At 66.8% G+C, this 13,267-nt stretch carries 15 protein-coding genes; all 15 read left to right on the top strand.

What is annotated here, in order from left to right:
• The first annotated feature begins 38 nt into the window (after positions 1-38).
• Positions 39-224 (top strand): hypothetical protein, encoded by a 186-nt coding sequence (locus EV216_RS08030; protein ID WP_132694544.1) that lies wholly within the window; start codon positions 39-41, stop codon positions 222-224.
• A 173-nt stretch (positions 225-397) separates the two neighbouring features.
• Positions 398-1,777: a hypothetical protein gene (locus EV216_RS08035; RefSeq protein ID WP_132694545.1), complete on the top strand. Its 1,380-nt coding sequence runs from the start codon at positions 398-400 to the stop codon at positions 1,775-1,777.
• Positions 1,778-1,874: 97 nt separating this feature from the next.
• Positions 1,875-3,179, top strand: coding sequence for an ABC transporter substrate-binding protein (locus EV216_RS08040; RefSeq protein WP_132694546.1), 1,305 nt, complete (start codon positions 1,875-1,877; stop codon positions 3,177-3,179).
• 36 nt (positions 3,180-3,215) lie between these two features.
• A complete protein-coding gene (locus EV216_RS08045; RefSeq protein ID WP_132694547.1) occupies positions 3,216-4,139 on the top strand; it encodes a branched-chain amino acid ABC transporter permease in 924 nt (307 codons plus the stop codon).
• On the top strand, positions 4,136-5,074 hold the full coding sequence (locus EV216_RS08050; protein ID WP_132694548.1) for a branched-chain amino acid ABC transporter permease: 939 nt from the start codon (positions 4,136-4,138) through the stop codon (positions 5,072-5,074). Before EV216_RS08045 ends, EV216_RS08050 begins: the two co-directional genes overlap by 4 nt.
• On the top strand, positions 5,071-5,796 hold the full coding sequence (locus EV216_RS08055) for an ABC transporter ATP-binding protein (RefSeq protein WP_132694549.1): 726 nt from the start codon (positions 5,071-5,073) through the stop codon (positions 5,794-5,796). The genes EV216_RS08050 and EV216_RS08055 overlap by 4 nt, the downstream gene beginning before the upstream one ends.
• On the top strand, positions 5,789-6,484 hold the full coding sequence (locus EV216_RS08060; RefSeq protein ID WP_132694550.1) for an ABC transporter ATP-binding protein: 696 nt from the start codon (positions 5,789-5,791) through the stop codon (positions 6,482-6,484). Before EV216_RS08055 ends, EV216_RS08060 begins: the two co-directional genes overlap by 8 nt.
• Before the next feature lie 270 nt (positions 6,485-6,754).
• The gene (locus EV216_RS08065; RefSeq protein ID WP_132694551.1) at positions 6,755-7,045 is read left to right on the top strand and encodes a hypothetical protein; all 291 of its coding nucleotides are present in this window, start codon (positions 6,755-6,757) and stop codon (positions 7,043-7,045) included.
• Complete coding sequence (locus tag EV216_RS08070; RefSeq protein WP_132694552.1) at positions 7,045-7,413, top strand: response regulator; 369 nt, start codon at positions 7,045-7,047, stop codon at positions 7,411-7,413. The genes EV216_RS08065 and EV216_RS08070 overlap by 1 nt, the downstream gene beginning before the upstream one ends.
• A gap of 2 nt (positions 7,414-7,415) precedes the next feature.
• Positions 7,416-9,653 carry a chemotaxis protein CheA gene (locus EV216_RS08075; RefSeq protein WP_132694553.1) on the top strand — a complete coding sequence of 746 codons (2,238 nt, stop codon included), beginning with the start codon at positions 7,416-7,418 and terminating at the stop codon, positions 9,651-9,653.
• Positions 9,628-10,095, top strand: coding sequence for a chemotaxis protein CheW (locus tag EV216_RS08080; protein WP_132694554.1), 468 nt, complete (start codon positions 9,628-9,630; stop codon positions 10,093-10,095). Before EV216_RS08075 ends, EV216_RS08080 begins: the two co-directional genes overlap by 26 nt.
• Positions 10,092-10,994, top strand: a complete 903-nt coding sequence (locus tag EV216_RS08085; protein WP_132694555.1) for a CheR family methyltransferase — start codon at positions 10,092-10,094, stop codon at positions 10,992-10,994. Before EV216_RS08080 ends, EV216_RS08085 begins: the two co-directional genes overlap by 4 nt.
• Positions 10,995-10,996: 2 nt before the next feature.
• Positions 10,997-11,383 carry a response regulator gene (locus EV216_RS08090; protein ID WP_132694556.1) on the top strand — a complete coding sequence of 129 codons (387 nt, stop codon included), beginning with the start codon at positions 10,997-10,999 and terminating at the stop codon, positions 11,381-11,383.
• Positions 11,380-11,757, top strand: coding sequence for a hypothetical protein (locus EV216_RS08095; RefSeq protein WP_132694557.1), 378 nt, complete (start codon positions 11,380-11,382; stop codon positions 11,755-11,757). Before EV216_RS08090 ends, EV216_RS08095 begins: the two co-directional genes overlap by 4 nt.
• Positions 11,758-12,134: 377 nt before the next feature.
• Positions 12,135-13,267: cache domain-containing protein (locus tag EV216_RS08100; protein WP_132694558.1), on the top strand; the 1,133-nt coding region annotated here is incomplete at its 3' end.

Genomic DNA, 13,267 nt, shown 5'->3' on the forward strand with positions numbered 1-13,267 from the left:
GCCCCGCGCGAGGCCAGGGCAAGGGAGCAAGGCGGATGATGACGGTTCTGACGATGCTGGTGGCGCTGGTCGGTCCGGGTGTGGCGGCGCCGCCCTGCGCCGGGGTCGAACGGGTGGCCGGGCGCGAGATCTATTGCTGCACGACACAGGCCGGTCAGCAATGCTGCTCGCCCGAGCTCGACGAGAAGGGCCTGCCGACCGGCTGTGACTGTCGGCCGCAATAGGCTGACCTGCGTCCTTCTTCTGGCCCCAAATATCCCCGCCGGAGGCAGATCCGAGCCCGCGGCGCAAGCCGCGGGCGAGACGGGGGCGTGCGCCGCAGGCGCGCCTTGTCGAAAACGCCCGCCGGACCCGGAACGCGGTTTCCCCGATCCCCTGATGGCGTCATCCTGCGGCGATGCGAGTCGGGCTTTTCCTTTCGGCCGCGCTGGTCCCCGGCCCGGCGCTGGCCCATGCCACCGAGGGCGGTCTGGTGCTGCTCCTGCCGACCGGCCTTTACATCGCGGGCGGGGCGGTGACGGTGCTGCTGACCTTCGTGCTGGTGGCGCTTGTGCCCGACCGGCGCGCGGCGGGGCTGTTCCGGCCGCTGCCGCTGTGGCGGGCGCGTCGCGCGCGGCTGTCTGGGGCGACCAGCCTGCTGTCCCTTGCCGCGCTGGCCGGGCTGGTCGTCCTGGGCCTTCTGGGGTCGCGCAACCCGATGCTGAACCCGCTGCCGCTGGCGGTCTGGAGCCTGTTCTGGGTTGTCCTCGTGCTGGTGCAGGGATGCCTGTTCGATCTCTGGCGCTGGATCGAGCCCTGGGGCGGGGCCTACGCGCTGCTGCGCCGCCATCCGGGGCTGTCGCGGCATCTGCGCCTGCCCGGCGCGGTCGGGCATTGGCCCGCGCTGGCGAGTTTCCTGGCCTTCGCCGCGGTGCTGCTGGCCCATCCGGCACCGGCCGATCCGGCGCGCCTGGCCGTGATGGTGGCGGGTTACTGGGCGTTCCATTTCGCGATGATGCTGGTCTTCGGGCCGAAATGGCTGCGCCGGGGCGAGGGGCTGAGTGTGATGATGCGCGCCTATGCCCGCGTCGCGCCGCTGGCGGCGCTGCGTGGTCATGTCCGGCTGGGGGTTTCCGGCTGGCAGATTCTGGCCCGCCGCGCGCCGCCGCTTGGCCTTGCGCTGTTTCCCGTCGCGATCCTGGCCGTGGGGGTGTTCGACGGGCTGCACGAGACGTTCTGGTGGTTCGGCAAGGTGGGCTGGAACCCGTTGCAGTTTCCCGGCCGCAGCGCGGTGATGGGCACGACATTGGCCGGGCTGTTCGCGACGGTGCTGATCCTGCCGCTGGTCCTTGCGGTGGCGGTGGCGGCGGGGCTGGCGCTGGCGGGGGAATTGCGGCGCTTCGGGCTGGCCTTTCGCAGCCTTGCGCCTGCGCTGATGCCGATCGCGCTGGCCTATCATTTCGCGCATTACCTGATCGCCCTGCTGATCGCGCGGCAATACGCGGGGCAGGCCATCACCGATCCGCTGGGCCGGGGGGCGGATCTGCTGGGGCTGGGGCTGACGCATGTCACCACCGGCTTCCTGAACACGCCCGACAGTGTGCGGGCGATCTTTCTGGCGCAGACCGGGGCGATCGTGCTGGGCCATGCGCTGGCGATCGTCCTGTCGCATGCGGTTGCCGCGCGGCTGCTGGGCGATCCGCGCAAGGCTGCGCTGAGCCAGGTGCCGCTGGCCGTGGTGATGGTGCTCTTCACGCTGTTCGGGCTGTGGCAACTGGCCTCGCCCCGCGGGGTCTGAGGCGTCGCGGGAGCGTCAGACATGGACAAAGCCCGCGCGCCCCGACAGACTGGCGCGCGAAACGCCACAACGCCGTTGCTTGCCGGGGGATGAAGCCATGTCCGATCCGACCAAACCGGGCGCCACGCCCGCCGATCCCGCCCGCCGCGCCGCGCTGAAGACGCTGGCCGGGGCGGGGGCTGCTGCGGCCGCGCTGCCGCTCTGGGCGCGCTATACGCATGCCCAGAGCGCCGCGCCGATCCGCGTGGGGTTCCAGATGCATGCCACCGGCATCGGGGCGGCCTATGGGCGGTGGTATGACCGCACCACGCGGGCGGCGGCGCGGGTGATCAACGCGGCGGGCGGCATCAATGGGCGGCCGCTGGAAATCGTGACCGAGGATGACGGCACCGACCCGCGGCGCGGGGCCGAGGTGGTCGAGAAATTCGCCAACCAGCATCGGGTGGACGTGGCCTTCGGCACGCTGTTCAGCCATGTGGTGATCGGATCCGCCCCGCGGGCGGGCGAGTTGAAGCTGCCCTATTTCGTGGTCTCGGAGGGCCATCACGTCGCCAGCGGAATGCTGAACCGCTGGACGCTGCAGCCCGGCATCACGGATGTCAAAAGCCAGGTTCTGGCCGTGGCGCCCTTCGTGGCCGAGACGCTGGGCAGGAAGGTCACGATGATCTTTCCCGATTACGCCTTCGGCCATGACCATCGCGACTTCTTCTCCGAGGCGATCGCGGCGCAGGGCGGCGAGGTGATCGCCAAGCTGGCGATCCCGCCCACCGAGACCTCGTTCACCAGGTATTTCCCCCGCATCCCGCGCGAGACCGAGGTGATCTATCACGTCATGGTCGGCCCCGCGGTGCTGACCTTCGTCAAGGAGATGGGCGAGTTCTTCGGCCCCTCGCGCCCGGCGATCTTCGGCTTCATCGACAGCCTGGAGGCGGTGGACCTGCGCAGCCCCGGGCTCGACTTCCTGGAAGGCACCTATTTCTGGGAGGGGATGCCGCGTTACGTCCAGCCCGACCAGACCGAGTTCGACCGCCATTTCCGCGCCGAAGTCGGCATCGACGAGAATGGCGCCTCGGCGAGCGATCCGCGCGACGTGTCGACCTATGCCCATATGTTCGGCTGCTGGGAGACGCTTTACATCATCAAGCGCGGGATGGAGGCGGCGGGCTATGCCGGGCCGCAGGATCGCCAGAAACTGGTCGAGGCGGTCGAGGCGATGACCGACATGCCGGAATCGAACGAGCATCCGCAGGGCGCCAAGCTGTTCAACGGGCGGACCCATCAGGTATTCGGCCAGCAGCATGTCTCCAGGCTGGAAAACGGGCGTCTGGACGTGGTGCGCACCGTGCCGCTGGAGGAGACCTTCTATCCCGACGAGGTGGATTACACCACGCGCCCGTTCTGAGCGCCGCCCGTCCCCCCGACAGGAGAACGCGACCGCATGGAGTTCGGTCCCTACCTGATGCTGGCCGCGCTGGAAGGCGCGGTGACGGCCGCGGTGCTGGCGCTGATGGCCGCGGGGCTGAGCCTTGTCTTCGGGGTGATGCGGGTGGTCAATGTCGCGCATGGCGAGTTCTACATGCTGGGCGCGGTACTGGCCTTTGTCGTCGCGGGCATGGCGGGCGGGGGCGCCCTGGGCTTCGTCGCGGCACTGGTCGCGGTGCCGCTGATCGTGGGCGCGCTGGCGGTGGCGGCCGATGTCACGGTGCTGAAACGGGTGGGCTATGACCCCGAGCGGACCATCGTCGCGACCATCGGGATTCTCTACATCCTTCAGCAGGTGACGCTGATGGGCTATGGCCCGGATGCGCGGCCGGTGGCGGCGCCCTTCAACCAGCGCATCGCGCTGCCCTGGGTCGAATGGGGCGCGGGGGGACCGTCGCTTTACTGGCCCTGGGGGCTGTCGATCACCTCTTACAAGCTGTTCGTGATCGGGGCGGCGGTCGTGGTCCTGGCCGGGCTGTGGGTCCTGATGACGCGCACGCGGATCGGGCTGGTGATGCGCGCCACGCAACTGGATCGCGAGACGGCGCAGGCCTTCGGCATCCCGGTGGAGCGGGTCTATGCGCTGGTCTTCGGGCTGGGGGCGGGGCTGGCGGCGCTGGCGGGCGTGCTGATCGTGCCGATCCAGCAGGCGCATTACCTGATGGGGGGCGATGCGCTGCTGCTGTCCTTCATCGTGGTGATCATCGGGGGGCTGGGCAGCCTGCCCGGCACGCTGATCGCGGCGCTGCTGATCGGGCTGTCGGATGGCATCCTGTCGGTGTTCTTCTCGCCGACGCTGGCCAAGATCGTCGCGACGCTTCTGGTGGCCCTGGTGCTGGTGTTCCGCCCGCAGGGGCTGATGGGGAAGGCGCCGCGATGAATGCCCGTATCCTTGCGCTGCATGGCGGGTTGCTCGCGCTGTTGCTGGCGCTGCATTTCCTGCTGCCGGTCTATCACCATGGCAACCTGGCGCGGATCATGGTGCTGGCCTGCTATGCGATCGGCTACAACCTGTTGTTCGGCTATACCGGCCTTCTGAGCCTTGGGCATGCGATGTTCTTTGCAGCCGGAATGTACGGGATGGGGATGCCGCTCTACCATCTGGGGCTGGGGGCGGAACTGGCCTTTCTGGCCGGGATCGCGGCGGCCGGGGGGCTGGCGCTGGTGGTCGGCCTGCTCGCGTTGCGGACGGTGGGCGTGGCCTTCATGATCGTGACGCTGATGTTTTCGCAGGCCTTCTATCTGGCGATCCTGCTGGCCGTGCGCTGGACGCGGGGCGACGAGGGGCTGGTGCTGGCCGGGGCGGACCGGGTGCTTTTCGGGCTGGACCTGACCGATCCGGATATCCGCTACCTGCTGGCGCTGGGGCTGTTCGCGCTTTGCCTGTCCGCGGCGCTGTGGCTGGTGCGGCGGCCCTTTGGCCGGGTGCTGGTCGCGATCCGCGAGAACCCCGAGCGGGCCGAGTTGCTGGGCTATGACATCTTCCGCCACAAGCTGGCGGCGGTGGTGCTGTCGGGGCTGTTCTCGGGCGCTGCGGGGGCGGCCTACGGGCTGATGTTCGGCTATGTCGGCGCCAGTTTCGCCGAGGTGCATTTCTCGATCTTCCCGCTTCTGTGGGTGCTGCTGGGCGGCGCGGGCACGGTGATCGGGCCGTTCTTCGGCGTGCTGTTCATGTTCTACCTGATCGACATCTCGTCGGGGCTGACACCGGCCTACATGCTGGTCGCGGGCGTGGCGCTGGTGCTCCTGACGCTGTTCGCGCCGCAGGGGCTGGTGGGCGAGGTGCGGCGGCGCTGGCTGAGGTGGCTGCCATGAGCGCGCTTCTGTCCACGCGGGCGCTGTCTAAATCCTTTGCCGGGCTGCGCGCGGTGCATGAGGTCGATTTCGACCTGGAACCGGGCGAGATCCGGGCGCTGATCGGGCCGAACGGGGCGGGCAAGACGACCCTGGTGTCGATGCTGATCGGACGGGTGGCGCCCACATCGGGGACCATCCATTTCGAGGGGCGCGACATCACCCGGCTGCCCGCCCATGCGCGGGTGCGGCTGGGCATGGCCTACACGTTCCAGATCACCTCGGTCTTCGCGCGGCTCGACGTGGCCGAGAACGTGGCGCTGGCCGCGCGGCGCAGGCTGGGCGGCGACCGGGCCGCGGTGGCGCGCGAGACGGCGGCCGTGCTGGAACGGGTGGGGCTTGCGGGCCATGGCGATGCGCTGGCGGGCGATCTGAGCTATGGCCATCAGCGGCTTCTGGAACTGGCGATGGGTCTGGCGCAGGCGCCGCGCCTGCTGATCCTGGACGAGCCGACGCAGGGGCTGGCCGAGGGCGAGATCGCTGCGTTCAGGCAGCTGATCCGCGATGTCGCGGCCGATGCGACGGTCCTGCTGATCGAGCACAACATGGGCGTGGTCATGGCACTGGCCGACCGGATCACGGTCCTGGATTTCGGCGAGGTGCTGGCCGAGGGCAGCCCGGCCGGGATCCATGCCTCGGCCGCGGTGCAGGCGGCCTATCTGGGGACCGGCGCGGATGCTTGAGGTGACGGGCATCGACGCGGGCTATGGCCCGGTGCAGGTGCTGCGCGGGCTGTCGCTGGCCGTCCGGCCGGGCGAGATCACCTGCCTTCTGGGCCGCAACGGCGCGGGCAAGACCACGACGATGAAGGCGATCATGGGGCTCCTGCCGCTGAGCGCGGGCCGGATCACGCTGGAGGGCGAGGATATCGGCCGTCTGCCCGCCCATGAGGTGCCCCGGCGCGGGATCGGCTATATCCCGCAGGGGCGGCGGCTGTTTGCCGAGCTGACGGTCGCGCAGAACCTGGAGATCGGTCTGATGACGCGGAACAGCCCGCGCCATGTGCTGGCCCGGGTGCTGGATCTGTTCCCGCGGCTGGCCGACCGGATGGGCCAGCGCGCCGAAACCCTGTCGGGGGGCGAACAGCAGATGCTGGCGACCGCCCGCGCGCTGTGCCTTGAGCCGCGCGTCCTGTTGCTGGACGAGCCGACCGAGGGACTGCAACCCTCGATGATCGAGGCTATCCGCCAGGTGGTGATCCGGCTGAAATCCGAGGGCGTGGCGATCCTTCTGGTGGAACAGAGGCTTGATGCGGTGCTGTCGGCCGCCGACCGGGTCGTGTTCATCGAGAACGGCCAGGTCCGCGAGACCGCCGGGGCGGTCGATCTGCGCGCCCGGCCCGAGATGCTGAAACGCTATCTGGGTGTCTGACTGATTCGGTTGATCCTGCAGGAACCCGCCCGTGACCTTCCGGCCCCGGGCGAAGGAGGACTTGTGTACCTCAATGGCCATGTGTGCGCCATCGTGAGGTCCAGTGGCTGCCCAAAAACCGGCACAAGGAGCGGCAATAAGACGCTTCCCGGCGTGCTGCGGCTTCTCCGGGTCGCCCGCGTCCGTCGAGAATCGTTCACCAGTTCTTAGGCTTCGCGGGCTTAGACAGACGGAGACATTGATTGACACGCAGGAACACGGGGATTCGGAATGGAGCCTGATCGTCACCTGGATCTCGATATCCGCGATCCCGCCTGGGCCGACGCGCCCGGCGAGATCGTGAAGGCCGTCCTCGGGGACGGGCCCCATGCCGTGACCGTGCGCGCTGACGGGGCCGCCGCGCCCACGGCGCTCGCGGCCCAGCTTCTTGTCTTTCTCAGGCGCCGGGTCGAAGCCGATGGCGGGAGTTTCGCCGTCTGCGATCCGTCCGCGGGGTTCGTCGAAGGTCTGACATTGCTCGGCCTCGGCGATGCGATTCTCGGCACCGAAGGAGTACAGTAATGATCAACATCCTTGCCATCGACGATTCAATGACCATGCGCGAGATGGTTCGGGAGGTGCTGAGTTCGGCGGGCTTCTCGGTCACCACGGCGAATGACGGCGTGCATGGCGTCGACGTGTTCCAGCAGGACCAGTACGACGCGGTCATCACCGACATCAACATGCCGAAGATGGACGGGTTCGGCGTGATCGAATCCATCCGCGGTGGCGGCGTCAACACCCGCGTGCCGATCCTTGTGCTGACAACCGAAAGCGGTCCGGCGCTGAAGGAACGGGCGCGTAATGCCGGTGCGACGGGCTGGATCGTCAAACCCTTCGAGGACGAAAGCCTGATCAGTGTGATCCGCCGTGTGACGGGGGTACGCTGACCATGTCCCGCGATGATCTCAAGGCCACCTTCTTCGCCGAGTGCGAGGACCTTCTGGAACAGCTTTCCGAAGGCTCGCAGGAAATGATCGCCGGGACCGCCGACGACGACACGGTGAACGCGATCTTCCGCGCGGTGCATTCGATCAAGGGCGCGGCCGGGGCCTTCGGGCTGGAGAACCTGGTGACCTTCGCCCATTGCTTCGAAACGGTGCTCGACCGGGTGCGCTCGGGCGACCTGGTGCCCGACACTGATGCGCTGCACACGATCCTGCGATCGGGCGACATGCTGGCCGACCTCGTGGAACTCGCCCAGTCCGACAGCACCGAGATCCCCGAGGCGATGCCCGCGATCCTTGACAAGCTGAACGAATTGTCCGGCGCGGAACACACGGCCGCGGCAGGCGCAGATGCGGCCGCCGACATGGACATGGACGGGGGCTTTTTCGGTTTCCAGCCGCTCATCCTCGATCCGATCGACGAAGACGAGCCGTCCGAGACGATGGCGGAAGCCGGATTCCGCATCCGACTGACGGCAAGCTCGGATCTCTTCCGCAACGGGCATGATCCGGTGCTGCTGTTTTCCGAACTCGCGGCGCTCGGCCAGATCGAGACGCAATGTGATCTGTCGGCGCTGCCCGTCGACGAAGCGTTCGACCCGGAACGCTGCTATCTGAACTGGGATCTCACTCTGCGCGGCCAGGTGGCTGAGGATGCCGTACGCGATGTCTTCATGTTCCTGGAGGATCTCTGCGTGATCGAGCCGATCGGCGACCCGGTCGCTGTCGGAACCGCCGGGGGCGATCCGTTCCCCGTCGAGGCTGCGGCCGATCCTGCATCTGTGGACATCTCGCCGCCGCGGGTTTCGATGGACGAATCCGCTCCGCCTGATCCCGCACCCGCGCCGATCGAACTGGCGCTTTCTGCCGAAACTGGCGCCCCGGCCCGGGCCGCCGCGTCTGCCGAGCCGGTCGACCGGCCGAAGGGACCGGCGAAAGCCGCCGCGGCAGTGCCCCAGACCACGCTGCGGGTCGATCCCGAACGCGTGGACCGGCTGATCAACACCGTGGGCGAGTTGATTATCAACCAGGCGGTGATCGCGCAGAAGCTGCTCGAGATGGGGCTGGCCTCGAACTCCGACATCATGAGCGATCTCGACGATTACCAGTATCTCGCCCGCGAGCTGCAGGAAGGCGTCATGGCGATCCGCGCCCAGCCGGTCAAGCCGCTGTTCCAGCGAATGCAGCGTATCGTGCGCGAGGCCTCAGACAGCCTGGGCAAGGAGGTCGTGCTGGTCACCGAGGGCGAGGGGACCGAGATCGACAAGACCTTGGTCGAGCGTCTTGCCGAGCCGCTGACCCACATGATCCGAAATGCCGTTGATCACGGGATCGAAAGTCCGGAGAAGCGGGTCGCCGCGGGCAAGTCGGCGCTGGGCACGATCCGGCTTTCGGCCGCGCATCGCTCGGGCGACGTGTTGATCGAGATTGCCGATGACGGTGCCGGGCTGAACCGCAAACGCATCCTCGAGATCGCGGTATCCAAGGGGCTGATCCCGGCTGACGCCAAGCTGAGCGAGCCGGAGATAGACAACCTCCTGTTCATGGCCGGGTTCTCGACGGCAGAGAAGGTGACCAATCTGTCGGGCCGCGGCGTAGGGATGGACGTGGTCAAGACCGCGATCACCTCGCTTGGCGGCAAGGTCTCGATCTCGAGCCGCCCGGGCGAGGGGACATCTTTCTCGATCTCGCTGCCGCTTACCCTTGCGGTTATGGACGGCATGGTGATCCACGCCGCCAGCCAGACCCTGGTCGCGCCGCTTTCCAGCGTGCTGGAAACGATCCGCCCGCGCCCCCAGGATGTCGTGCCGTATGGCCGCGAGGGTCGGCTCCTGTCGATTCGAGGCACCTATGTTCCGATCGTCCATCTGGGCAACCTTCTGGGCTTTTCCTGCGGGGACGAAATCACCTCGGACAACATCCTGATCCTGATCCGCTCGGAGCGCTCGGGCCATGTCGCCCTCGCTGTGGACGAGATTTCGGATCAGCGACAGGTCGTGGTGAAGAGCCTTGAGGGCAATTACGGCGCGATCGAGGGGATTTCGGCCGCCACCATCCTGGGCGATGGCAGGATCGCCCTGATCATCGACACCGATGCCATCCTAACCCTTGCCGGAGATCTCGGCCGGGACGTGGCGCTGATAGAGGAGACGCAGCATGGCAAGACCGCAGCAATGGTCTGAGGACGACGTTCTGGAGTTCGTGACCCTCAAGGCGGGCGGCCAGAGCTATTGCATCGAGATCACACAGATCCGCGAGATCCGTCGCTGGTCACCCGTGACCGCGCTGCCCCAGGCCGAAAGCGCCGTGCTGGGCGTGATGAACCTGCGCGGGGCGGTGATCCCGATCGTGGACCTCGCTGCCCGGCTCGGGTTGGGCAAGTGCGACGCTTCGCCCCGACACGTCATCATGGTCGTCGCCGTGGGCGACAAGACCGTGGGTCTGCTTGTCGATTCGGTGTCGGAGATTCTTTCCGTCAGCGGCGATCAGATTTGCGAGGCGCCCGCCATGGGCCGCGGCGACGTCCCCAGCAGCATTCTCGGCCTGATCTCGATCGAGGAAGGCATGTCGCGCATCCTGTCACCCTCGGTTCTTCTGCCGAACGTGCTTCGGGAAGTCGCATGACCGCGCAGCCCGCACCTTCCGCTTTCCGCCGATCCGCGGACATCCCATTCGGCGAAAGCGATTTCGCCCGTATCGCCGGATTCGCCAAGACGGAATACGGGCTGCATCTCGAACCGTCGAAGAAGGCCATGATCCATTCCAGGCTGGGCAAGCGGATCGTTGCCCTCGGCCTGGAGGATTTCAGCGCCTATCACGCCTATCTGCGGGCCAATCTCGAGCAGGAGAGCGATCATTTCATCTCCGTGCTTACCACGAACGTCACCCATTTCTATCGCGAGCAGCACCATTTCATTCAACTCGAAGACGAGGTGCTGCCGCTTCTGATCGAACGCGCGCGCAACCGCGGGCGGATCCGACTGTGGTCGGCGGGATGCTCCAGCGGGCAGGAACCCTATTCGCTGGCGGGCAGCGTTCTCAAGCTCTGCCCCGAGGCCGCCCGGCTTGATATCAAGATCCTGGCCACCGATCTTGACCCCTTCGTCCTGAGACGGGCCGAAGAGGGGTGCTATCCGGCCGAGGATTGCAAGACGCCGCCCGGCGACTGGGAAGCGCGCATCTTCGACCCGGCTGAACGCAAGAAACCGCAGCGCCAGATCCGCCCCGACCTGCGCCCGCTGATCGCCTTCCGGCGCCTGAACATCAACGGTTCCTGGCCGATGCCGGGCCTCTTCGACGTGATCATGTGCCGCAACATGGCGATCTATTTCGACAAGGCCACCCAGCAATCGCTCTGGCTGCGCTTTGCCGAGAAGCTGCCCACGGGCGGCATGCTGTTCATTGGCCATTCCGAGCGGGTGACCGGCCCGGCCACCGACCTGCTCGAAACCGCCGGCGTCACCGCCTACCGCAAGTGCGCCCCGGGCGCGCCGCGGGCACTGTCAAAAGAAGGAAAGGACTGAAAATGTCGCTCAAGGATTCGCTTCGCGTCATGGTCGTGGACGACATGGCAGTCAGCCGCGGCCTGGTCACCCAGGCGCTCGAGGAGATCGGGATCTTCCAGATCAGCGCAGAGAACAACGGAAAATCCGCCCTTAACCGGCTGGTCGCCGACCCGGTGCATCTGGTTCTGGCGGATCACAACATGCCTGGAATGGACGGTCTGCAACTGCTTGAGGGGCTGCGCCGTAACCGCTCGACCCAGCGCATCGGTTACATCCTTGTAACCGGCACGCCGAGCCCTGACCTGATCCAGAAGGGCCAGCAACTCGGGCTCAACAATCTGGTCAAGAAACCCTTCACGACCGCCACAATGAAGAAGGCCATCGAAGCCGTGGTGGGGCGGCTGTGACCGCGCCGGACAGAGTTTTTCCCGCCGGCGAGGTGGCACCGCTTGCCCTTGCGACGGTTCTCGGCGGACTCGGCCACGAACTCGGCCATGCCGCGGATCTGCTGCGCCGCTACGAGCGGGCGGTCCTTGCCCGCGAGAGCGTTCCGGACGAAAGACCGCGCGGCGCGCGCGAATTGCAACTGGTCGACTTGGTGATCCAGATCCTCGACGATCTCGGCCCGCTTGCCGCGCGTCTGGCGGACGAAGTACCCCCGGGTACAGCGATTCCCGGCGCCGTGCTCGACCAGTTGCGCCTCGACCAGTTGCGCACGCTGCTCGGCGGCCCGACCCGCCGCGAAGCTCCCCATTCCGGCGGCCATATCGACGTATTTTAGTTGTTTTCGATGCACTTTCATCGTGTGGGACGAGGCTCGGGTAATTCGATTGAAACCCTGGAAATGTCCTTGTTGACGGCATGGACCCCCGCGCGGCGGGAAATGAAGCAAGAGGTCGGACGGATGTCGAGATCGCCCACAGAGCCGATGATCGGCAGGTGCCCTGCGCCTGACTCGCGAGTCATCGAGGTCCTCGACCCGAAGCCGATCCCGGTCCGGTCTGTCGGCGATGCGGAGCATGCGGACAGAACCGTTGCCGTGGTCCCGAATCCGGCTTGCCTTGCGACCTCGACGACGCAGGCTCCGCCCTCTCGGAATTCATCATGGGGTCCGATCACCCCGACCGTCATCCGGCCTGACATCGAAAGGGACCAGCCATGAGTACGATGCTCCACAGGATTTCCACCCGTATTTACGCGATCGTCGTTTTGGCGCTGCTGCTGTGTTTGGCGCTGGCGAGCTTCCTGATGCTGCGGGCCGTCGATATCGCCTATGACATGCGCGAGGCCGAACTTGGCGCCCTTTCCGACGCAGCGATCAGCCAATTGGCCGATCTCGACCGCCAGGTTGCCGAGGGCACGCTGTCGCTCGAAGCGGCGCAGGACATGGGCCGCCAGACCCTGTCGACCTATCGGTTCGGGCAAGACGGTTATTTCTTCGCCTTCGACGACGATCTGGTCTTCCAGGTGCATCCCTTCCGTCCAGACTGGATCGGCGCGGATCAGTCCGGGTTCCGGGATGTGAAGGGCCTGATGCTCTTCCAGGAAATGCAGCGGATCGCGAAGAGGGACGGCGCCGGCCGGATCGATTACTGGTTCAACAAGCCGGGCACCGACATCCCGGAAATGAAGATGGGCTATGTTGCCGCCTTCGCGCCCTGGGGCTGGATGATCGGCTCCGGTGCCTATGTCTCGGACATCCAGGCCGACCTCGCCGCCAAGCGCAATACCGCGCTTGCAGCACTGGCGATCGGTCTGCTTTTTCTGGCGGCGACGTCCTACTTTCTGGTGCGCAGCATCACCGCGCCCCTTGCAAGCACGCTTGGCTCGATGAACGACGTGGCCAATGGACGCTACACCACGGTGATCGAGGTCGGAAACCGGAGAGACGAGTTCGGGGTTCTCGGTCGGAGCCTCTCTGCATTCCGCGACAAGCTTGCTGCCGCCGAAGCGGCTGAGGCGGGTCGTGAGCGGGCGCGGGAAGAGCAGTCGGAGGCCGTCGAACAGCTTGGCCGCGGCCTGACCGCGCTGTCCTCCGGGGATCTGACGCATCGTCTTGAGAGCGCCTTTGCGCCGGATTACGAGCAGTTGCGGCATGATTTCAACGCGACGGTCGCGACGCTGAACGAGATGATGGGCTCGATCGTGGAGAACGCGACCGAGATCCACGCGCGTGCCGAGGAGATCGGCGGGGCGTCGGAGGATCTGTCGCACCGGACCGAGAACCAGGCGGCGACGCTGGAGGAGACGGCGGCGGCGCTGGACGAGTTGACCTCGAGTGTTCGGGCGGC

This window comes from Rhodovulum steppense (assembly GCF_004339675.1).
Lineage (GTDB): Bacteria > Pseudomonadota > Alphaproteobacteria > Rhodobacterales > Rhodobacteraceae > Rhodovulum > Rhodovulum steppense.

Bases quoted from the DNA above. Each gene is read 5' to 3' on its own strand.
- EV216_RS08030 (WP_132694544.1), top strand. From the start codon at position 39: ATGACGGTTCTGACGATGCTGGTGGCGCTGGTCGGTCCGGGTGTGGCG.
- EV216_RS08035 (WP_132694545.1), top strand. From the start codon at position 398: ATGCGAGTCGGGCTTTTCCTTTCGGCCGCGCTGGTCCCCGGCCCGGCG.
- EV216_RS08040 (WP_132694546.1), top strand. From the start codon at position 1,875: ATGTCCGATCCGACCAAACCGGGCGCCACGCCCGCCGATCCCGCCCGC.
- EV216_RS08045 (WP_132694547.1), top strand. From the start codon at position 3,216: ATGGAGTTCGGTCCCTACCTGATGCTGGCCGCGCTGGAAGGCGCGGTG.
- EV216_RS08050 (WP_132694548.1), top strand. From the start codon at position 4,136: ATGAATGCCCGTATCCTTGCGCTGCATGGCGGGTTGCTCGCGCTGTTG.
- EV216_RS08055 (WP_132694549.1), top strand. From the start codon at position 5,071: ATGAGCGCGCTTCTGTCCACGCGGGCGCTGTCTAAATCCTTTGCCGGG.
- EV216_RS08060 (WP_132694550.1), top strand. From the start codon at position 5,789: ATGCTTGAGGTGACGGGCATCGACGCGGGCTATGGCCCGGTGCAGGTG.
- EV216_RS08065 (WP_132694551.1), top strand. From the start codon at position 6,755: ATGGAGCCTGATCGTCACCTGGATCTCGATATCCGCGATCCCGCCTGG.
- EV216_RS08070 (WP_132694552.1), top strand. From the start codon at position 7,045: ATGATCAACATCCTTGCCATCGACGATTCAATGACCATGCGCGAGATG.
- EV216_RS08075 (WP_132694553.1), top strand. From the start codon at position 7,416: ATGTCCCGCGATGATCTCAAGGCCACCTTCTTCGCCGAGTGCGAGGAC.
- EV216_RS08080 (WP_132694554.1), top strand. From the start codon at position 9,628: ATGGCAAGACCGCAGCAATGGTCTGAGGACGACGTTCTGGAGTTCGTG.
- EV216_RS08085 (WP_132694555.1), top strand. From the start codon at position 10,092: ATGACCGCGCAGCCCGCACCTTCCGCTTTCCGCCGATCCGCGGACATC.
- EV216_RS08090 (WP_132694556.1), top strand. From the start codon at position 10,997: ATGTCGCTCAAGGATTCGCTTCGCGTCATGGTCGTGGACGACATGGCA.